30 protein-coding genes and 1 tRNA gene are annotated in these 18,599 nt (G+C 66.8%); 1 reads left to right on the plus strand and 30 read right to left on the minus strand.

The features are described 5' to 3' along the window. Positions 1-194, plus strand: a 194-nt coding sequence (locus tag VFQ05_07570) for a dihydrofolate reductase family protein (GenBank protein HET9326613.1), incomplete at its 5' end; no start/stop codon positions are given. A gap of 53 nt (positions 195-247) precedes the next feature. Here the strand turns inward: VFQ05_07570 and VFQ05_07575 are convergent. From VFQ05_07575 to rplP, 30 genes are all read right to left on the minus strand, one after another. Then, positions 248-322, minus strand: a tRNA-Asn gene (locus VFQ05_07575). 129 nt (positions 323-451) lie between these two features. Then, positions 452-1,480 (minus strand): NAD-dependent epimerase/dehydratase family protein, encoded by a 1,029-nt coding sequence (locus VFQ05_07580; protein ID HET9326614.1) that lies wholly within the window; start codon positions 1,478-1,480, stop codon positions 452-454. A gap of 4 nt (positions 1,481-1,484) precedes the next feature. Then, positions 1,485-2,246, minus strand: a complete 762-nt coding sequence (locus VFQ05_07585) for a dienelactone hydrolase family protein (protein HET9326615.1) — start codon at positions 2,244-2,246, stop codon at positions 1,485-1,487. A gap of 77 nt (positions 2,247-2,323) precedes the next feature. Further along, a complete protein-coding gene (locus VFQ05_07590) occupies positions 2,324-2,854 on the minus strand; it encodes a response regulator (GenBank protein ID HET9326616.1) in 531 nt (176 codons plus the stop codon). Further along, a complete protein-coding gene (locus VFQ05_07595; protein HET9326617.1) occupies positions 2,851-3,252 on the minus strand; it encodes a response regulator in 402 nt (133 codons plus the stop codon). Before VFQ05_07595 ends, VFQ05_07590 begins: the two co-directional genes overlap by 4 nt. Then, positions 3,249-6,395, minus strand: a complete 3,147-nt coding sequence (locus tag VFQ05_07600) for an ATP-binding protein (GenBank protein ID HET9326618.1) — start codon at positions 6,393-6,395, stop codon at positions 3,249-3,251. Before VFQ05_07600 ends, VFQ05_07595 begins: the two co-directional genes overlap by 4 nt. Further along, complete coding sequence (locus VFQ05_07605; protein HET9326619.1) at positions 6,361-6,843, minus strand: hypothetical protein; 483 nt, start codon at positions 6,841-6,843, stop codon at positions 6,361-6,363. The genes VFQ05_07600 and VFQ05_07605 overlap by 35 nt, the downstream gene beginning before the upstream one ends. Positions 6,844-7,002: 159 nt before the next feature. Beyond that, positions 7,003-7,581, minus strand: coding sequence for a 50S ribosomal protein L17 (gene rplQ / locus VFQ05_07610; GenBank protein ID HET9326620.1), 579 nt, complete (start codon positions 7,579-7,581; stop codon positions 7,003-7,005). Positions 7,582-7,649: 68 nt separating this feature from the next. After that, positions 7,650-8,645, minus strand: coding sequence for a DNA-directed RNA polymerase subunit alpha (locus VFQ05_07615; protein HET9326621.1), 996 nt, complete (start codon positions 8,643-8,645; stop codon positions 7,650-7,652). 28 nt (positions 8,646-8,673) lie between these two features. Further along, positions 8,674-9,303 (minus strand): 30S ribosomal protein S4, encoded by a 630-nt coding sequence (rpsD, locus tag VFQ05_07620; protein ID HET9326622.1) that lies wholly within the window; start codon positions 9,301-9,303, stop codon positions 8,674-8,676. 8 nt (positions 9,304-9,311) lie between these two features. Further along, complete coding sequence (rpsK, locus tag VFQ05_07625) at positions 9,312-9,689, minus strand: 30S ribosomal protein S11 (GenBank protein HET9326623.1); 378 nt, start codon at positions 9,687-9,689, stop codon at positions 9,312-9,314. Positions 9,690-9,732: 43 nt separating this feature from the next. Then, entirely contained in the window at positions 9,733-10,134 is a 402-nt protein-coding gene (rpsM, locus tag VFQ05_07630; GenBank protein HET9326624.1) for a 30S ribosomal protein S13, read from the minus strand. Positions 10,135-10,146: 12 nt separating this feature from the next. Next, on the minus strand, positions 10,147-10,263 hold the full coding sequence (rpmJ, locus tag VFQ05_07635) for a 50S ribosomal protein L36 (protein HET9326625.1): 117 nt from the start codon (positions 10,261-10,263) through the stop codon (positions 10,147-10,149). A 31-nt stretch (positions 10,264-10,294) separates the two neighbouring features. After that, complete coding sequence (infA, locus tag VFQ05_07640) at positions 10,295-10,513, minus strand: translation initiation factor IF-1 (GenBank protein HET9326626.1); 219 nt, start codon at positions 10,511-10,513, stop codon at positions 10,295-10,297. 11 nt (positions 10,514-10,524) lie between these two features. Beyond that, positions 10,525-11,298 (minus strand): type I methionyl aminopeptidase, encoded by a 774-nt coding sequence (gene map, locus VFQ05_07645; GenBank protein HET9326627.1) that lies wholly within the window; start codon positions 11,296-11,298, stop codon positions 10,525-10,527. Continuing rightward, positions 11,299-11,946 (minus strand): adenylate kinase, encoded by a 648-nt coding sequence (locus VFQ05_07650; protein ID HET9326628.1) that lies wholly within the window; start codon positions 11,944-11,946, stop codon positions 11,299-11,301. It lies immediately after the preceding gene. A 2-nt stretch (positions 11,947-11,948) separates the two neighbouring features. Further along, positions 11,949-13,268 carry a preprotein translocase subunit SecY gene (gene secY, locus VFQ05_07655; GenBank protein ID HET9326629.1) on the minus strand — a complete coding sequence of 440 codons (1,320 nt, stop codon included), beginning with the start codon at positions 13,266-13,268 and terminating at the stop codon, positions 11,949-11,951. Between the two features lie 8 nt (positions 13,269-13,276). Further along, positions 13,277-13,723, minus strand: coding sequence for a 50S ribosomal protein L15 (gene rplO, locus VFQ05_07660; GenBank protein HET9326630.1), 447 nt, complete (start codon positions 13,721-13,723; stop codon positions 13,277-13,279). 3 nt (positions 13,724-13,726) lie between these two features. After that, positions 13,727-13,921 carry a 50S ribosomal protein L30 gene (rpmD, locus tag VFQ05_07665; GenBank protein ID HET9326631.1) on the minus strand — a complete coding sequence of 65 codons (195 nt, stop codon included), beginning with the start codon at positions 13,919-13,921 and terminating at the stop codon, positions 13,727-13,729. Beyond that, entirely contained in the window at positions 13,911-14,438 is a 528-nt protein-coding gene (gene rpsE, locus VFQ05_07670) for a 30S ribosomal protein S5 (protein HET9326632.1), read from the minus strand. Before rpsE ends, rpmD begins: the two co-directional genes overlap by 11 nt. 11 nt (positions 14,439-14,449) lie before the next feature. Continuing rightward, the gene (gene rplR, locus VFQ05_07675; protein HET9326633.1) at positions 14,450-14,815 is read right to left on the minus strand and encodes a 50S ribosomal protein L18; all 366 of its coding nucleotides are present in this window, start codon (positions 14,813-14,815) and stop codon (positions 14,450-14,452) included. Further along, positions 14,812-15,351 carry a 50S ribosomal protein L6 gene (gene rplF / locus VFQ05_07680; protein ID HET9326634.1) on the minus strand — a complete coding sequence of 180 codons (540 nt, stop codon included), beginning with the start codon at positions 15,349-15,351 and terminating at the stop codon, positions 14,812-14,814. Before rplF ends, rplR begins: the two co-directional genes overlap by 4 nt. An 8-nt stretch (positions 15,352-15,359) precedes the next feature. Continuing rightward, a complete protein-coding gene (rpsH, locus tag VFQ05_07685) occupies positions 15,360-15,758 on the minus strand; it encodes a 30S ribosomal protein S8 (GenBank protein ID HET9326635.1) in 399 nt (132 codons plus the stop codon). Positions 15,759-15,812: 54 nt separating this feature from the next. Next, complete coding sequence (locus VFQ05_07690; protein HET9326636.1) at positions 15,813-15,998, minus strand: type Z 30S ribosomal protein S14; 186 nt, start codon at positions 15,996-15,998, stop codon at positions 15,813-15,815. A gap of 11 nt (positions 15,999-16,009) precedes the next feature. Next, a complete protein-coding gene (gene rplE, locus VFQ05_07695; protein ID HET9326637.1) occupies positions 16,010-16,750 on the minus strand; it encodes a 50S ribosomal protein L5 in 741 nt (246 codons plus the stop codon). Positions 16,751-16,822: 72 nt separating this feature from the next. After that, positions 16,823-17,155 (minus strand): 50S ribosomal protein L24, encoded by a 333-nt coding sequence (rplX, locus tag VFQ05_07700; protein HET9326638.1) that lies wholly within the window; start codon positions 17,153-17,155, stop codon positions 16,823-16,825. Further along, on the minus strand, positions 17,155-17,523 hold the full coding sequence (gene rplN / locus VFQ05_07705) for a 50S ribosomal protein L14 (protein HET9326639.1): 369 nt from the start codon (positions 17,521-17,523) through the stop codon (positions 17,155-17,157). Before rplN ends, rplX begins: the two co-directional genes overlap by 1 nt. Next, the gene (rpsQ, locus tag VFQ05_07710) at positions 17,520-17,792 is read right to left on the minus strand and encodes a 30S ribosomal protein S17 (protein HET9326640.1); all 273 of its coding nucleotides are present in this window, start codon (positions 17,790-17,792) and stop codon (positions 17,520-17,522) included. The genes rplN and rpsQ overlap by 4 nt, the downstream gene beginning before the upstream one ends. Next, the gene (gene rpmC / locus VFQ05_07715) at positions 17,789-17,986 is read right to left on the minus strand and encodes a 50S ribosomal protein L29 (protein HET9326641.1); all 198 of its coding nucleotides are present in this window, start codon (positions 17,984-17,986) and stop codon (positions 17,789-17,791) included. The genes rpsQ and rpmC overlap by 4 nt, the downstream gene beginning before the upstream one ends. A gap of 10 nt (positions 17,987-17,996) precedes the next feature. Continuing rightward, complete coding sequence (gene rplP, locus VFQ05_07720) at positions 17,997-18,419, minus strand: 50S ribosomal protein L16 (protein ID HET9326642.1); 423 nt, start codon at positions 18,417-18,419, stop codon at positions 17,997-17,999. Positions 18,420-18,599 lie beyond the last annotated feature (180 nt).

Here is an 18,599-nt window from a genome sequence, read left to right on the forward strand (position 1 = left end):
GCAGCAGCGTGCTGGCGCACACGCTGATCGCCGCGGATCTCGTCGACGAGTACCGCCTGCTCCTCTACCCGGTATCGCTCGGCGGGGGCAAGAAACTGTTCCCGGACGGGACGCGGGTCAATCTGAACTTGTTCGAGTCGAGGACCTTTCCCTCGGGCGTCATGCTCATGCGCTACGCCGCCGCGCCAGCATGAGGGGCCGTCAGCGACAAGCCCCGGCGCCCATGGCGGCCGGGGCTTTCGCAAACTGGCTCCTCGGGTAGGATTCGAACCTACAACCCTCCGGTTAACAGCCGGATGCTCTGCCGTTGAGCTACCGAGGAATGACTCGGGCCGAGCCTTCGAGGGGCGCGGAACCTGGCTCGCCGAGTGAAAACAAGGCGGAGCAGTCTATCGAGCCGCACGAAGGCGGGCAAGGCATGTTTCGGCGGCTTCCCGCGCGAACTCGAGGCTCATGCGCTCGGGCCCGCGCGGGTCGCGAGCCGAGCGGCCAGCTCGATCTCGCGATCGCGCAGAGCATAGCCCCTGTGGCTCGGCATCCGGTGCTCGAGATGCCATCGCACGACCCCGGGCAGATACTCCTCGGTGCGCGAGCCCAGGAACCCGAGCTCGGTCGCGGCCTTCGAAGCATCGAGCGTGGATCGCCAGCGCCCCGCGTAAGGCGAGAAGCTCTCGTCGAGGCCGGCCTCGCGGCACTCCTCCCATGTCGCATCGACGATGCGCGGCGCCACTCCGGCGAGCCGCCCGGCCTGATCGAGGAACGCCCGCACCGGAACGAGATCGGGCTGCGCGACGTTGTAGACCGCGCTTCGCGGTGGATCGGTGGCGAAGCCGGTGATCAGACGCGCGACATCACCGGCGTACACGAAGCGCGCGGGCGATCCGCCACCGTCGGGCAGCACGAGCGGCCCGCCGTCCAGCATGCGCTCGAGATAGGCCCACAGCCGCCGCGACCCATCGCCTTCTCCCTGAATGATGGGGAGCCGCAGGATCACCGTGCGGACACCGTGTGTGTCTCGTAGTCCGAGGAGTGTCTGCTCGGCGCGCCGCTTCGCCACCCCGTAGGTCCAGGAGGCGTGCTCGTAGGAGTCCGGGTCCGCGGGCTCGGGAATGAGCGTGCCTTCCGACTCGTCCTCGCGGTAGGGCGCCCGCGCGCCTTCGGTCACGAGGTAGACCTGGCCGGTCGAGATCATCACGTAGCGGCCCAGCGCGGCATACGGAACGAGCAGCAGGATCTCGACGTCCGGCGCGTCGTAGACGAGGAAGTCCACGGTGAGATCGAAGCGCCGGCCTTCGAGAGCACGGCCGAGTGCTTTGCGATCACCGCGCTCCGCGATCAGCGACTCGGCGCCGGCGGGAGCCTGACGGGTGCCGCGCGACAGGACCGTCACCTGGTGGCCGGCCGCGATCAGCGCGGCGGCCACGTGGTGACCCAGGAAACCCGTCCCTCCGATCAACAGGATCCCGAGCGGCGCGGGCATTGCCTCAGGCGCGCCGCAGGTTCTTCTGGAAGAACGCCAGGGTCCGCGCCCACGCCTGACGCGCCGCGTCGGGGTGGTAAGAGGCTCCCGTATCGTTCATGAACGCATGGCCGGCCCCTGCGTACAGAAAGACCTCGCCGGGCTTGCCGGCCTGCTTGAGCCCCTTCTTCAGAGCCTCGACTTTGACGATCGGGATGCCATCGTCCGTCTCGCCGAAGTGTCCCTGCAAAGGCGCACGCAGCGTCGCCAGTGACTTGGGGTCGGTCACCGGTGATCCGTAGAACATGACCACCGCGCTGATCTCGGCGCTCTTCAGGGCGAGCCCCTGAGCGAGCCCGCCGCCCACGCAGAACCCCACCACGCCGATCTTCTTCTTGCCGACGCGAGGCTCCGCGCGCAGCCAGCGGATCGCGTTCCCGAGATCGGCCAGGGCGGTTTCGTTTTCGAGCCCGCGCACCAGCACGTGCGCCTGCTCGGCATCCACCGCCACCTTGCCGTGATAGAGGTCGGGAACGATCGCGACGTACCCTTCGCGCGCCAGGCGGCGCGCGACGTCACGGATCTGGTGGTTGAGTCCCCACCACTCCTGCACCACGACGACACCGGGCGCCGCGGCCTTGCCGGCTGGCCATGCCACGAACGCCACCGTCCCGCCCTCCGGCGGACCGAGATGGACCATCGACGTGTCACTCGTCTGGGCGCCGGCGCCAGCAGAGAAGGCCATGAGGAACAGCGTGGAAGTCATCGCGGTGATCGCGCGTGTCACCTTGGAATCTCCTTGAACGGCCCCTCGCCCGCGGGCCAATTGGGCGGCCCCCTACAGGCCGACCGAAGCGAGGAAGTCTACCGTTTCGGGGGGCGGGACGCATCCGCGGAGAGCGAACGCCCGCAGCAGGAGCAAACCGGGAGAGCATCCCGGTTGCGCCGGCTGCTCAGCTCGGCGTTCGCGCTCTCCAGCTCGGCGACGGCGGCGCGCAGCTGCTGGGTGAGCCGGACGATACGGACACCGCCACGCACGCGCGCCAGGATCTCGCGGTGGTCACAGGGCTTGACCACATAGTCGTCGGCTCCGGTCTGGAGCCCGAGCAGGCGATCGCTCAGCTCGCTCTTGGCCGTGAGCAAGATGAAGTAAGGCGCGGCCTCTTTGAGCCCGGTCTTCACCGATTGGCACAGCTCGAGGCCATCCACCTCGGGCATCATCCAGTCGGAGATCACGACGTCGGGCTCCCAGGTGACGATGGCCTTCATGCCTTCCCGGCCGTCGCCGGCCTGCATGACCTTGAACTCCTCGGCCTCGAGCCGCTTCCGCAGCACGCTCCGGAAGTAGACGTCGTCCTCGACGACGAGGACTTTGGCTTTGTCGGAAGCGCTCAAGCGGCGTCCCGCTCGAGCCACTGCTGGATCTGGGTGATGAAGGCCTGGTGATCGACGACGGGCTTGGAGAGGTAGTCGTCTGCGCCGCTCTCCGCCTTGAGACGCTCGTCGTCCCCGCGCATGGCGTGGGCGGTGGCCAGCACCACCGGGATCGCGGACGTCTCGGGGCTGGCCTTGAGCATCCGGCAGAGGTCCACGCCGGTCACGGGACGGCCTTGATAGGTCGAGCCCTTGAGCGAGATGTCCATCACGATGACGTCCACGCCTTCGCGTGCCAGCCGCAAGACGTCCTCGGGCGACTCGCTCACCGTGACCCGGCAGCCGCCGCGGCGCTCGAGCAGCATGCGGAACAGCGCGGCGTTGATCGGGTCGTCCTCGACGACCATCACGTGCTTCATGCCGCCTCCGCCTGCTGCTCCGGCGGCTCCGCGCTCTCGCGCTTGACCTGCAAGTGCCAGTCGATCAGGTGGGTCAGGAGATGCGGATTGTCGTGCACGCTGGACTTGGCGATCACGTCGAGCACCAGGCCTTCCTGGAGCAGGCGCCGCTCTTCCTCGTTGCGAGGCTCGGGGCAGTTGGTGAAGACCACGACCGGGATCTTGCTCGCGGTATTCGACAGGGTCATGTCGCGCAGAACGTCGTAGCCGCTGACGCCGGGCATCATCAGGTCGAGCAGCAGCAGGTCGAACCCGTTGGGTTGGGTGTGGAGAATGTGCAGGCATTCCTCGCCGTTGATGGCGATCTCCATGTGAAAGCGTTGCTCGGGAAGCACCTTGCGCACGAACGCGGTGACTCCCGGATCGTCCTCCGCCATCAGGATGCGGACCTGCCGCCCCGACACGCCGGCCACGAGCTCCTCGACCTTGCTGACCAGGGCCGCGGGCTCGATGGGCTTCACCAGGTGGGAGGGCTTGCGCGCGAACGCGGTGGCCGTGAGCTTCTCGCGCACCTCGTTCTCGAAGCCGGTCACGAAGAGGACGGGCGTGTGGCGGGTCTCGGGATCGCTGCAGATGCGCTCGGCCAGGTCCCAGCCGGTGCGGAGGCCGGCGCCTTCGCTGCAGCTGAGCGCGTAGTCCAGCACGACGATGGCCGGGCGCAGGCGGCGGACCCTCACCCACCCGGCTTCCGCGTTCGCCACCTCGATCGTCCGATAGCCGTGCTGGTGGAGCACCGCGGTCACGAACTTCCGGAAAACCGGGTCGTCCTCGACCACCAGCACCAGCGCGCCCCCGGCCGGCCCGTCGATCAAGTCCAGCGTGGTGTCGTCCCCGGGCTCGGCGACGGCGACCTGATCGCTCCACGCCGGGAGCGAGAAGTACATGGTGGTTCCGTGACCGCGTCCCTCGCTCTGAACGCCGATCACGCCGCCCATCAGCTCGACCAGGCTCTTCGAGATCGCGAGACCCAGGCCGGCGCCGCCGTACTTGCGCGTCGTGCTGCCGTCGCCCTGCGCGAACTTCTCGAAGATGATGGCCTGTTGCTCGCGAGGAATGCCGATGCCGGTGTCGGCGACCTCGAACCGCACGTGACCCAGCGCGGGATGCGGGATCGCGCGCACGGTGATGCTCCCTTTCGAGGTGAACTTGAGACTGTTGCCGACCAGGTTGATCAGGACCTGCTTGGCCTTGTTGAGGTCGCAGCGCACCGCGGTCCGTTGATCGTCCGGCTCCACGAACGTCAGCCGCACGTCCTTCTGCGCCGCCTGCACGTGGGTGACGGTTCGAACTTCCTGGAAGAGCGTGGCGATGTCGATCCGCTGGATGTCGAGCGAGAGCTTGCCGGCTTCGATACGGGCGATATCCAGCACGTCGTTGATGAGGTTCAGCAGATGGCGCGAGCACTGCAGCGCCTGCTTGAGGAAGTCGCGCTCTTCGGCCGGGTTCTGGCACAAGCCGTCGAGGACGAGCTGCAGGAAGCCCATCATGCCGTTGAGCGGCGTGCGCAGCTCGTGCGAGGTGTTGGCGAGGAACTCGCTCTTGAGCCGCGAGGCCTCCTCGAGCTGGGCGTTGACCTCTTCCAGGCGCCGGTTGGAGACCTCGAGGCCCTCGGCGAAGGACTGGATCTGACGCTCGGCTTCGACGCGATCGCGGATGTCGCGCACGATCGCCGTGTAGAGCAGCTCGTCGCCTTCTCCGGACTCGCCGAGCGACAGCTCGGTGGGGATGGTCTGGCCGTCGGGTCGCAGGGCATTGGCGATGCGCACGGCCCCGGCGGTCGGCAGCTCGTGCTTCCGCCCGTCGTCACCGGTTCCGCTCCAGCGCAGGATGCGGTGGAGCGGCTGCCCCTCCATGTTGGCGGCGACGCGGCCGAACAGCTCCTCTCCCGCCCGATTGACGGTCCGCACGCGTCCGGCGCGATCGAAGGTGACGATCGCGTCGAACGCCGCGTCGAAGATCGCCTGCACGCGCTCGGCGTGACGGTGGGTCACGAGACTCTCGTGCTTGGCGATGCCTCGCGAATAGCTGCGGCGCCATTGCCAGATCAGCAGCGCGGCGCCCAGCAGGATGGCGAGGTCCATGGCCAGGAGCTTGCCGACCGTCCCCTTCATGCCGGACATGACGTAGCCACGCTCCGCGCGCGCCACCAACCCCCAGCCGAGCTCGGGAATGAAGCGGGTCACCGCGCAGTAGGGCTCGGCGCCCTGCGATACCTGCTCGATGCTCGATTCGATCCCGGTGGCCGCCATCGCCGCGGGGCGGGCCGCCATTTCGGACATCGGAACGGACGCGCCCGGCGCCACGACGTGGCGCTGATCGGGCGACGTCAGATAGCGAATCTGGTTTCCCTGCGGGCGCACGAGGAACGCATAGGCCGCCGTGCCGAGATCCGACCAGTCGTTGAGCAGAGGGATCAGCCGCGCCTCGGCATCGGCCGCGGCGATCAGGACCGGCACGCGCCCCGCGAAGGCGGCGCCGGGCATCTGCACGGCGATCTCGTAGACCCGATGACCGTCGAGATCGGGATGCAGGTCGGCGACCCAGGGGCGCTGTCCCTCGGCCAGCCGCTGCACCAGCTCGGCATGCCCGGACGGCAGCAGCGAGTCGCGCGAGACGGCGGCGAGCGGGACGCCCTCGGGGCTCAGGATCATGACATGGTCGAGCCCGAAGACCTGCGCGGCGCGCGCAAGCTCGTCGGTCAGCTCGCGGCGGCCCGAGTCGTCGAGGCTTCCTTCCATCGCTCCGCGGACCCAGGCGGCGAAACGCCGCTCCTCGGCCATGAAATGGAGCTGACGCTCGAACGTGGCGAACATCTGCCGAATCTGCTCGCGTGTCAGGTCGACTTTGCGGGTGAGCCGCTCCCAGCGCTGCTGGACGAGCTGGGCCTGAGTGCCCTGGTAGATGCCGAAGTTGAGCAGCACCGCGCTCACCAGGATCAGGAGGCCGAGGCCGATCGCCACGTGGCGCGACTCGCGACGGGTGTCGGACCTGAGGGTCACCAGGAGTCCGGCCGCGCCTCCGGCCTTGCCCGGATCGGGCTTCTGGGAAGGCGTGGCGCCGGCCGGATGATCAGGCCGCGAAGATCCTACTCCGAACACGCTCATGGGATTTGTGGGCCGAGCCCACGCGCGTGTCATCGGCCAGCCAGCGCTCGGACTTGAGGAATCGAGAGTTGCGGACGAGCTTCTCAGTGCCGAAGGCCGGCCCGACCGCGACCGCAATCAGCTTCTCAGTGCCGAAGGCCAGCCCGACCGCGACCGCAATCAGCTTCTCAGTGCCGAAGACCGACAAGACCGTCACCGCGATCGGCTTCTCAGTGCCCAAGGCCGACAGGACCGTCACCGCGATCGGCTTCTCAGTGCCGAAGGCCGACAAGACCGTCACCGCGATCGGCTTCTCAGTGCGGAAGACCAGCCAGACCGCGACCGCGACTGGGATCCGCGACTCTGGTCGCGGAAATTGAGGGGTGGACTGACGATCCCCGCCGGCCTCGCATGTTATGGAAATGTCACAAAACTGCGCCGGCGCAGTTTTGCTTAACGAGGGCTTCACATGTGCGCCATGTGCGCCAAGCACGCCTTGGGAGACCGGGTGTGTCTCGAGGAGGCTGTCCCCGCACGGACTTGGCGCGCGACGAAGCCTGGCCTCGAAGGTTCTCTACAAGTCGGCGAGGCGAAGCGAAGCGAGGTCGCTTCGCTTCGCTGATGCCCTCTAGCCGGTCTTGACCGTACCCCGGCGGGTCTTCTTCGCCGGTGCTGCGGGCTCCGGCGGACCGTCGCCCTTGCGGCCACGACGCTTCGGCTTGGTTTCTTCGGCAGCTTCGCCCTTGGCGGCCTTTTCCTTCGCCTTGCCCGCCCTGGCTTCCTTACCCGCCTTGCCGGCCTTGGCCGCTTCGACCGCCTCGCGATCCTTGCGCTCCTTCTCCTTCTGCTCGGCGCTCTTCACCAGCTCGAGGTAAGCGGTCTCCCCCGCATCGCCGAGGCGATGTCCGATGCGCAGAATGCGGGTGTAGCCACCGGCACGTTCCGTGTACCAGGGAGCGATCGTGTCGAACAGCTTGCTCGTCACCGCAGGGCGCGTGACGAAGCGGGTGACGTGACGGCGAGCCGAGACGTCTCCTCGCTTCGCAAAGGTGATCAGGCGCTCCGCCAGTCGCCGGGCTTCCTTGGCCTTGGCCACGGTGGTCTCGATGCGCTCGTACTGAAACAGAGCCGTCACCAGATTCCGCAGCAGCGCGCGACGATGCGCCGCTGTCCGGCTGAGCTTTCGATGGTCTCTGCGGTGCCTCATGACTCCCTCTCTATGGATGCTCTCGAAACCGGTCACTGCGTTGGCTTCGTCGCTCCTCGCTGCATTGACTATGCGTCGAGCCTGACCGGGGTCTTCCCTTCGTAGTACGGCGTGACGTCCATCCCGAAAGCCAGGCCCATCTCTCCGAGGATGTCCTGGATCTCCTTGAGCGACTTGCGGCCGAAGTTGCGGTACTTGAGCATCTCGCCTTCGCTCTTCTGCACCAGGTCGCCGATGTTCTTGATCTCGGCGGCGCGCAGGCAGTTGCTGGAGCGCACCGAGAGCTCGAGCTCTTCCACGCTCTTCTCGAGCAGTCGGCGGATGCGAAGGATGTCTTCGTTGACCTCTTCCTCGACTTCCTCCTCGATCGGCTCCTCGAAGTGGATGAAGAGGTTGAAGTGGTCACGCAGGATCTTCGCCGCGACCGCGACCGCGTCGGAAGGCAGGATGCTGGCGTCGGTCCACACCTCGATGGTGAGCTTGTCGTAGTCGATGCGCTGGCCGAGACGCGTGGTCTCGACGTTGTAGTTGACCTTGAGCACCGGCGAGAACAACGAGTCGATCGGGATCACGCCGATCGGGCGCTCGGTCTGCGAGTGCTGGTCGGCCGAGACGTAGCCGCGTCCGCCGTCGATCTCCACCTCCATGCGGAGGTCGCCGTCCTTGTTGAGGGTCGCGACGTGGAGATCGGGATTCAGCACCGCCACCTCGCCGTCCACTTGCAGATCGCCGGCACGAACCTCGCCCTTGCCGCGCATCTCGAAAGTGCCCTTCTTGGGGCCATCCCCGAGAAGCTTCAGACGCACCTGCTTCAGGTTGAGGATGATCTCGGTGACGTCCTCGATGACGCCCGGGAGCGTCGAGAACTCGTGCAGCACCCCATCGATCCGAACGGCCGTGATGGCGGCCCCCTGCAGGGACGACAGCAGCACCCGGCGCAAAGCGTTTCCCAGCGTCAGGCCGAATCCCCGCTCGAGCGGCTCGATCGTGAACTTGCCGTAGCGATCGGTATTGCCCCCGTCGGGCATGACCTGCTTCGGCATCGTGAGGTTCTTCCACTTCATCCGCAGCCTCCTTCGGGAAGGCAGTTGTCTACTTGGAATAGAATTCGACGATCAACTGCTCGTTGATCGGGGTCGAGATCGAGCCTCGTGTCGGCACGCTCAGCACGCGGCCGGTCAGCGCCCCCGCGTCGAGGCTGAGCCACTCGGGCAGGTCCTGGCCCTTGCGGGACTCCAGCGTGGTGAGGACCACCGCGAGCTTCTTGCTCTTCTCGCGCACCGTGACTTCATCGCCCGCTTTCACCTGGAACGAAGGAATGCTGACCTTGCGGCCGTTCACCTGCAGGTGGCCGTGCCGCACCAGCTGTCGCGCCGCCGCATGCGAAGGCGCGAGCCCGAGCCGGTAAGCGACGTTGTCGAGCCTGCGCTCGAGCATCTGCAGCAGCACCTCGCCGGTGACCCCGCGGGTCTCGGCCGACTTGGTGAAGAAGTGGCGGAACTGGCGCTCCATGATGCCGTAGATGCGCCGTGCCTTCTGCTTCTCGCGCAGCTGCTGCCCGTAGTTGGTCTCTTTCACCCGGCGCCCTTTGCCGTGCTCTCCGGGTGGATAGTTGCGGCGCTCGATGGCGCACTTGTCGGAAAAGCACCGGGTGCCCTTGAGGAAGAGCTTGCCTCCCTCTCTGCGGCACAGCCGGCATCGCGCGTCGTGATAGACCGCCATGGAGCCTCCTAGACCCGCCGCCGCTTGGGCGGGCGGCAGCCATTGTGCGGGATGGGAGTGACGTCCTTGATGGCCGAGATCTCGAGGCCCGCGGCCTGGAGCGAGCGGATGGCGGCTTCGCGGCCGGAGCCCGGGCCCTTCACCCAGACCTCGACGCGCTTCATGCCCAGGTTCTGCGCCTCACGCGCGCAGGCTTCCGCCGCCACCTGAGCGGCGAAAGGCGTGCTCTTGCGAGAGCCCTTGAAACCCACCTTGCCCGCGCTGGCCCACGTAACCACGTTGCCGTCCTGGTCGGTGATCGTGACGATCGTGTTGTTGAAGCTGGCCTGGACGTGAGCCACTCCGTTGGCGCTCACCCGCCGATCGCGCTTCTTGCCGGTTGCCACTCTTTACACCTCCATCGACTCTTGAGCGCCCCGCGACGGGACGCTACTTCTTGGGCGCCGGCTTGGCAGCCGACGCCGGCCTCTTCATCACGCCCGCGGTCTTCTTGGGACCCTTGCGGGTGCGTGCATTGGTCTTGGTGCGCTGGCCCCTCACCGGCAGGTTGCGGCGATGCCGCAGCCCGCGGTAGGCGCCGATGTCCATCAGACGCTTGATGTTCATGGACACTTCGCCGCGGAGCGCGCCTTCCACCTTGTATTCGCGCTCGATCACCGTGCGCAGCTTGCCGACGTCTTCGTCGCTCAGGTTCTTGACGCGAATGTCGGCGGCCACCCCGGTCGCGCCCAGGATGCGGCGCGCGGTCGTGTTCCCGATGCCGTAGATGTAGGTGAGCGCGGTCTCGATCCGCTTGTCAGCGGGAAGATCGACGCCTGCAATTCGTGCCACGCGAACCTCCTCTTACTTCTGACGCTGCTTGTGCCGCGGATTGCGCTTGCAGATCACGCGGATCACGCCTTTGCGACGCACGATCTTGCAGTGCTCGCAGATCTTCTTTACCGAGCTTCTGACTTTCATCGTGTCTCCGTCGTCCCGGCTTCGGGGCGTCCTACTTGTAGCGGTATACGATCCGCCCGCGGCTCAGGTCGTAGGGCGACAGCTCCACCGTCACTTTGTCGCCCGGAAGGATGCGAATGAAGTGCATCCGCATCTTTCCCGAGATATGGGCCAGCACCTTGTGTCCGTTCTCCAATTCCACGCGGAACATCGCGTTGGGCAACGGCTCGATCACGGTTCCCTCGACCTGAATGCCCTCTTCCTTGGCCAACCGCACCCCCTTCAGCCAGAGAGCCCATCGGGGTCGGAGAGAATCACCGGCCCCGTCCCCCCCACCGCCACGGTGTGCTCGAAATGCGCGCTCAGGCTCCCATCCCGCGTGGCAATGGTCCATCCGTCGCTTCCCGTCACGACCTCGGCGCCGCCGATGTTCACCATCGGCTCGATCGCCAGCACCTGCCCCACCATCAGCCGCGGGCCACGGCCCGGCGCCCCGTAGTTGGGCACCTGCGGCTCCTCGTGCATCTCGCGTCCGATCCCGTGTCCCACCAGCTCGCGCACCACCGAGAAACCCGCCGCTTCGACGTGCGACTGCACCGCGTGCGAGATGTCGCCGATCCGTCCTCCCGGCCGCGCCTGGGCGATGCCCCGGTCCAGCGCCTCGCGCGTCACCTTCAGCAGGCGCTGCGCCTGCTCGCTCACCTCACCCACCGGGAACGTCCACGCCGCGTCGCCGTGGTAACCCTCGAGCTCGACGCCCACGTCGATGCCGACGATGTCTCCCTCGCGCAGCTCCCGTGGTCCTGGAATGCCGTGCACGACCTGGTCGTTGACCGACGAGCAGATGCTGGCCGGGAATCCGCGATAACCCTTGAACGACGGACGGCCGCCGTGACTGCGAATGAACTCCTCCGCCAGCCGGTCCAGCTCGATCGTCGTCACTCCGGGTCGCACCTCCCGATGCATCAACTGAAGCGTGCGCGCCACCACCTGGGCGGCCGCTCGAATCGCCTCGACTTCGTCCCGATCCCTGAGATGCACTGCCACGTCGCTCACCTAACAGCCCAGCGCCTGGGAGAGCGAGTGATAGACGTCATCCACCGGACCTGTCGCCGGAATCATTCGCAGCCGGCCCTGGCCCCGGTAATAGCTCAGCAGCGGCGCGGTCTGTTCTTCGTAGACTTCGAGCCGGCGCCGCACCGTCTCTTCCTTGTCGTCCTCTCGCTGCGTGAGCACGGTTCCCGGATGGTCGTCGCACTCCTGGTCGTTCCTGGGCGGCGCCGTGATCAGGTTGTAGGCGCGCTTGCACACCGGGCACTCGCGCCGAGCGCTGAGCCGCCGCACCAGCTCTTCCTGAGGCGCGTCGAGCCCGACCGCGGCGTCGAGCCGCTGCCCGCGCGACTGCAGCATCGAGTCGAGCGCGTCGGCCTGCGGCACGGTGCGCGGGAAGCCGTCCAGCACGAACCCCTCGGCTGCGTCCTCCTCGGCGCTGCGATCGCGCACCAGCCCGATCATCACCTCGTCGGGCACCAGGAGACCGTTGTCCATCCGGTTGCGCGCCTCGAGCCCGAGCGGAGTCTGGCGCGCCACGGCATCGCGCAGGATCTCGCCGGTCGAGATCAACGCCCAGCGATGGTGAGCCGCCAGTCGACGGCCTTGAGTTCCCTTCCCGACGCCGGGAGGACCGAGGAGCACCAGGCGCATGCTCACATCCTTTGACGGCCGCGGATCCGGCCGCGCTTGACGAAGCCTTCGTAATGACGCATCAACAAGTGCGACTCCACCTGCTGCAGGGTGTCGAGCGCCACGCCCACGACGATCAGCACGCTGGTTCCGCCGAAGTCGAGGAACGGCAGCCCCATCGACATGATGAGGAGGTCGGGCACGATCGCGACCAGCGCCAGGAAGATGGCTCCTGGAAGCGTGATGCGCGACAGGACCTGATCGATGTACTCCGCGGTCTTGGCGCCCGGGCGAATGCCGGGCACGAAGCCGCCGTACTTGCGGATGTTCTCCGCCAGATCGTTGGGGTTGAGCACGACCGCCGTATAGAAATAGGTGAAGAACACGATGATCAATCCGTACAGCACGTTGTAGACCAGGCTGGTCGGCGCGAACCAGGCTCCCATGGCCGCCAGCGGATGGTTGGGCGGCACGAATCCCGCGACCGCCGCCGGCAGGCTCATGACCGAGAGCGCGAAGATGATCGGGATGACCCCCGCGGTGTTCACCCGCAGCGGGATGTGGGTGTTGGCGCCTCCGTACATCCGGCGCCCGACGATCCGCTTGGCGTACTGCACCGGGATCTTGCGGCTGGCCTGGGTCATGAGGATCACCGACGCGATCACGCCGATCATGATCACGAGCACCGCCAGGATCGCCATCAGGCTGATCGAGCCGGCGCGGAAGGTGTCGTAGCCCGCGGCCAGCGAGTTGGGCAGGCGGCCGATGATGTTCACGAAGATGATCAGCGAGATGCCGTTTCCGATGCCGTGCTCGGTGATCTTCTCGCCCAGCCACATCACGAAGATCGTGCCGGCGGTCTGGGTGATGATGGTGGACAGCACGAACATCGGCCCGGGGTTCGGCACGACGGTGACGCCCTCGGACGCCCCCATGTTCACCAGGAAGACGCTGTAGGCGTACGACTGGATGATGGAGATCAGCACCGTGCCGTAACGGGTGAGCTGCGTGATCTTCTTCTGACCCTCTTCGCCTTCCTTGCGCAGCTTCTCGAGATAAGGCACCACCGCGCCGAGGAGCTGGAGGATGATCGACGACGAGATGTACGGCATGATGCCGAGCGCGAACACCGTGGCGCGCGAGAACGCGCCGCCGACAAAGAAGTCGTAGAGCCCGAACAGCGTTCCGCGCTGGCTCTCGAAGGCTCCTGCCAGGGCCTGCGCGTTGACGCCGGGCGAGGGCATGTGCTCGCCCAGGCGATAGATCGCGAACAAGCCGAGCGTGAAAAGGATCCTCCGCTTCAGCTCGGGCACGGCGAGAATGTTGCGAAACTTCTCGAGCATGACTCCCCTTAGGACCGGACCGGCGTCTCCACCTTGCCGCCCACGCCTTCGATTGCCTTGCGGGCCGACTCACTCGCGGCGTCCACGCGCACCGTCAACGCCACCTTCACCTGTCCACCACCGAGCAGCTTCACGGGCTTCTTGCCTCGCACCAGCCCGGCCTTCTTCAGCCAGTCGCGGTCGACGACCGTCCCGGCCTCGGCCGCTTCCAGGCGCGCCACGGCCACCGGCTGGTACTCGACGCGCGTGTGGTTGGTGAATCCACGCTTGGGGGTCCGGCGCTGAAGGGGCATCTGACCGCCCTCGAACCACGCCGGAATCTTGCCGCCTGCGCGCGCCTTCTTCCCCTTGTGCCCCTTGCCCGCGGTGCCGCCCAGGCCGGAGGCCGCGCCCTTGCCGCGGCGCTTCGAGGGGCGGGTCGAGCCCGCCGCCGGATGGATCGCTCCCAATCGCATGCGCTACTTCCCCTGGCGAACGTCCTCCACCTCGACGAGGTGGCGGACCTTGAAGATCATTCCCCGGATCTGGGGGGTGTCATCGTGCTCGACGACCTGCTGCAGCCGGGTGAGACCGAGCGCAGCCACGGTGGCCCGCTGATCGGCCTGGCGGCCGCTGGTGCTCCGTACCCGGCGGATTCTCAGCTTACGCGCCATCCGCGCCTCCCCGGCGTCCCATCAGCTCCGCCATCGGAATGCCCCGCAGCGCGGCCACGTCGGAAGGGCGCCGCAGACGACGGAGGCCTTCGACCGTGGCGCGCACAAGGTTGTGTGGGTTGCGCGACCCCATGCACTTGGTGAGCACGTTTTGAATGCCCGCGGCCTCGAGCACCGCACGGACGCCCGCTCCGGCGATCACGCCGGTGCCTGGCGCCGCGGGCTTGAGCAACACCTCGCCGGCGCCGAAGTGCCCCACGATCTGGTGAGGCACCGAGCCACCGCGGGTGACCGGCACCACGAACATGTCCTTCTTCGCGGCTTCGCCCGCCTTGCGGATGGCGTCCGCCACTTCGTTGGCCTTGCCCAGACCGACGCCCACGCGCCCCTTCTGATCCCCGACCGCCACGATGGCGTTGAACGAGAACCGCCGCCCGCCTTTGACGACCTTGGCGCAGCGATTGACGCTGATGACGCGTTCCAGATACTCGGACTTGGCCGCTTCGGACCCTCGCACGTCGACGCCTCCTAGAATTCCAGTCCGCCGGCGCGAGCGCCGTCGGCCAACGCCTTGACTCGGCCGTGGTAGAGGAATCCGCCACGGTCGAACGAAACCTGAGTGATGCCCTTGGCCTTGGCGCGCTCGGCCAGGAGCTTGCCCACCGCTCCACTGACCGCGACCCGGCCCTTGCCTTCGACTTTGGACTGCACATCTTCACGGCTGCTGGCCGACGCGATCGTGACGCCCTTCACGTCGTCGACGAGCTGCGCGTAGATGTGGATCGAGCTGCGATACACCGAGAGCCGCGGCCGCGCCGAGGTCCCGCGAATTTTTCTGCGAATCCGCAGATGCCTGATCTGGCGCAACTCCTTCTTGTCGTGTCGTCCGCTCATGACGTCGCTCCCGCCGCCTTGCCGGCCTTGCGCCGGATGTACTCGCCCTCGTACTTGATGCCCTTCCCCTTGTACGGCTCGGGCGGACGGACCGCGCGGATGTCGGCCGCCACCTGACCGACCGCGCCCTTGTCCGCGCCGCTCACCACGACCTTGGTGGGGCTTTCCGTCTTGATCGTGATTCCTGCCGGCGGCTCGAACACGACCGGGTGCGAGTAGCCGACCTGGAGCACGAGATTCTTGCCGTCCATGCTGGCGCGATAGCCGGTGCCGACGATCTCCAGGGTCCGGCTGAATCCGGTGGTGACGCCGGTGACCATGTTGAAGATCTTCGCGCGCATCGTCCCGAACGCCGGATTGCGGCGCACGCGCTCGGAGCTGACTTTCGCTTCGCCGCCTTCGACCACCACCTGCGTGCCGTCCAGGATCGGATGCTCGAGCTCGCCCTTCGGGCCCTTGACCCGCACCATGCTGGCCTCGACGGCGACGGTGACTCCCGACGGGATCGTCACCGGCAGCTTGCCGACTCTCGACATGACTCCTCCTACCAGACCTGGAAGACGATCTCGCCGCCGAGACCCGCGTCGCGCGCCTCACGGTCGGTCATCAATCCACGAGAGGTGGACACGACGGTCGTTCCCATGCCGCCCCTCACCTTGGGCACGAGGGTCTTGTTGACGTAGACCCGGCGGCCCGGCGTGCTGACCCGGCGAATGCCGGTGATCACCGGCGTGTCGTCGCCGGCGTAACGCAGGTAGACGCGCAGGGTGTCGCGGCCTTCGCCTTCGACGACCTTGAAGTTGTTGATGTAGCGCTCCTTCATGAGCACCTTCGCAATCTCGGCCTTGAGACGCGACAGCGGGACGTCGACCTTGCGTTGCTTGGCGCGGATCGCGTTACGCACGCTGGTCAGGAAGTCCGCGACGGGATCACTGACTGCCATGATGCCTCCTGGATCCGAGCCCCGAGGGCCCGGCTCCTCGATTCGCCGGGATGCCTACCAGCTCGACTTCACGACGCCCGGGATCTGTCCCGACAGCGCCAGCTCGCGGAAGCAGATGCGGCACAGCCCGAAGTCACGCAGGAACGCGCGCGGACGCCCGCAGCGATGGCAGCGGGTGTAGGCGCGGACCTTGAACTTGGGCGTCCGCTTCCACTTCTCGATGATCGACTTCTTCGCCACGACTCCTCCTGTCAGCGCAGCCGGAAGGGCATGCGCATGAGCCTCAGCAGCTCACGCCCCTCTTCGTCGTTCCGAGCGCTGGTGACGATGGTCACGTCCATCCCGCGCACCTTCTGAATCTTGTCGTAGTTGATCTCGGGAAAGATGATCTGCTCCGTGAAACCCATGGTGTAGTTCCCGCGCCCGTCGAACGCGCGCGGGCTCAATCCCCGGAAGTCGCGAATCCGCGGCACGGCGACATTGATCAGGCGATCGTAGAACTCGAACATCCGTGACCCGCGCAGCGTCACCTTGCAGCCGATCGGGACGCCTTCGCGCAGCTTGAAGTTCGAGATCGACTTCTTCGCGCGGCGAATCGACGGCTTCTGCCCGCTGATCTGCGTGAGCTCGACCACCGCTCCTTCGAGGAGCTTCTGGTCCTGGATGGCGTCGCCCACGCCCATGTTGATCACGATCTTCTCGAAGCGCGGCGCCTGCATCGAACTCGAGTACTTGAACTTCTCCATCAGCGCGGGCTTCACCGTCTCCTGATAGAAGGTCGCGAGCCTCGGCTTCTCCTTCGGAGCGCGCGGACGCGCGGACTGCGTGGCACCGGCCGCCGGGCCTTCCTTGGCGGCCTTGGCCGCCTTGCCGCCGCCTTCCTTGCCCTGGGGCTTGGCTTTCCCCTCGCCCTTGGGCTTGGCGCCTTCGCCCTTGGCCTTGGCGCCTTCGCCCTTGGCCTTCTCGCCTTTCGCCTTCTTCTCGTCTGCCATCGGTCTCGCTCTCCAGGCTCATCTTCGCGGCGCCCCCGAGCCTGGTGTTCGGGCGCCGCCTGTCCTTACCGCTCAGCCCTTCTCGGGCTTCGGCAGCGTTTCGCCGCTCGCGCGCGAGATTCGCTCCCGCGTACCATCCTTGAGCACCCGGATGCCGACGCGCGTCCCGCGCTCCGACTTCGGGTCGTAGAGCTGCACGTTGGAGATGTGGATCGGAGCCTCGCGCTCCAGGATCCCCCCGGGCACGCCCTGGCGGCGCGGCTTGGTGTGTCGCTTGACGAAGTTCACCTTCTCGACCACGACTCGCATCTTGACGTCGTCCACCGAGAGCACGCGCCCGACCTTGCCCTTGTCGTTGCCCGAGATGACCTGCACCTGGTCGCCCTTGCGGATCTTGACCGCCATCAGATCACCTCCGGCGCCAACGAAATGATCTTCATGAACGCCTTCTCACGCAGCTCGCGCGCCACCGGCCCGAAGATGCGGGTCCCGCGAGGTTCCTTGTCGTCGTTGATGAGCACCACGGCGTTCTCGTCGAATCGGATGTATGAGCCGTCCTTGCGGCGCCCTTCCTTGACGGCGCGCACTACCACCGCCTTCGCGACGTCGCCCTTCTTCACTCCGGCGCCTGGGATCGCGTCCTTGATCGCGACCACCACGATGTCGCCCAGGCGGCCGTAGCGCTTGTGATGGCCGCCGAGGACCTTGATGCACTGGGCGCGCTTGGCCCCCGAGTTGTCCGCGACGGTCACCATGGTCCTGAGCTGGATCATTTCGCACGCTCGACGAATTCGAGGAAGCGCCAGCGCTTGTCCTTGGACAGCGGCCGGGTCTCCATGAATCGAATGATGTCGCCCACGCGACACTCGTTCTTCTCGTCATGGACCTTGAACTTGTTCCGACGACGCACGTAGCGGCCGTACGTCGGGTGCTTGACCAGTCGCTCGATGGACACCACGACCGTCTTGTCCATGCGGTCGCTGACCACCTTGCCCAGCCGGATCTTGCGGCGATTGCGCACCGCGGTCGTCGCCTCGGTCATACCTTCTGGCCTTCCTTTTCACGCAGCACGGTGAGCAGCCGGGCGATCTCCCGCCGGCCCTGCCGGATCTTCAGAGGGCTGTCGAGCTGGCGCATGGAGTTGCGGAAGCGGAGATTGAACAGCTCCTCCCGCAGCTCGGCCAGGCGTTGACGGATCTCGTCGGCCGTCTTGTCTCGCATCGCGCTCGCCTTCACCTGGGACACGTCAGTCCCCTCCAAGCTCGTGCCGCACCACGAACCGCGTCCGGATCGGAAGCTTGGAAGCGCCGAGCTTGAGCGCCGCCTGTGCCACGACCCGAGTGATCCCTTCGACCTCGAACAGCACGCGTCCCGGCTTGATCACCGCGACCCAGAACTCGGGCGAGCCCTTGCCCTTGCCCATACGGGTCTCGGCCGGCTTCTTGGTCACCGGCTTGTCCGGGAACACGCGAATCCACATCTTGCCGCCACGCTTCATCGAGCGCGTGATCGCCACGCGTGCGGCCTCGATCTGCCGATTGGTCACCCAAGCCGGCTCCATCGCCTGCAGCCCGAATTCGCCGAACGTCACGGCGGAGCCGCGATAGGCCTTGCCGCGCATGCGGCCGCGCTGCTGCTTGCGATACTTCACTTTCTTCGGCATCAACATGATGTTTAGCCTCGTGCTCCTGGGCGATCGCCGCCGGGCCGACGCGGACCGCGGTCGCGATCGCGGTCGCGGCCACCGCCGCCGCTGCCGCCAAATTCCTCTTCGCGGCCGGTGCGCGGCGTCAGCCGCTCGCCCTTGTACAGCCACACCTTGACGCCAATCTGGCCGTAGGTGGTGTTG

The organism is Candidatus Eisenbacteria bacterium (assembly GCA_035712145.1).
In the GTDB taxonomy this organism is placed as follows: domain Bacteria; phylum Eisenbacteria; class RBG-16-71-46; order RBG-16-71-46; family RBG-16-71-46; genus DASTBI01.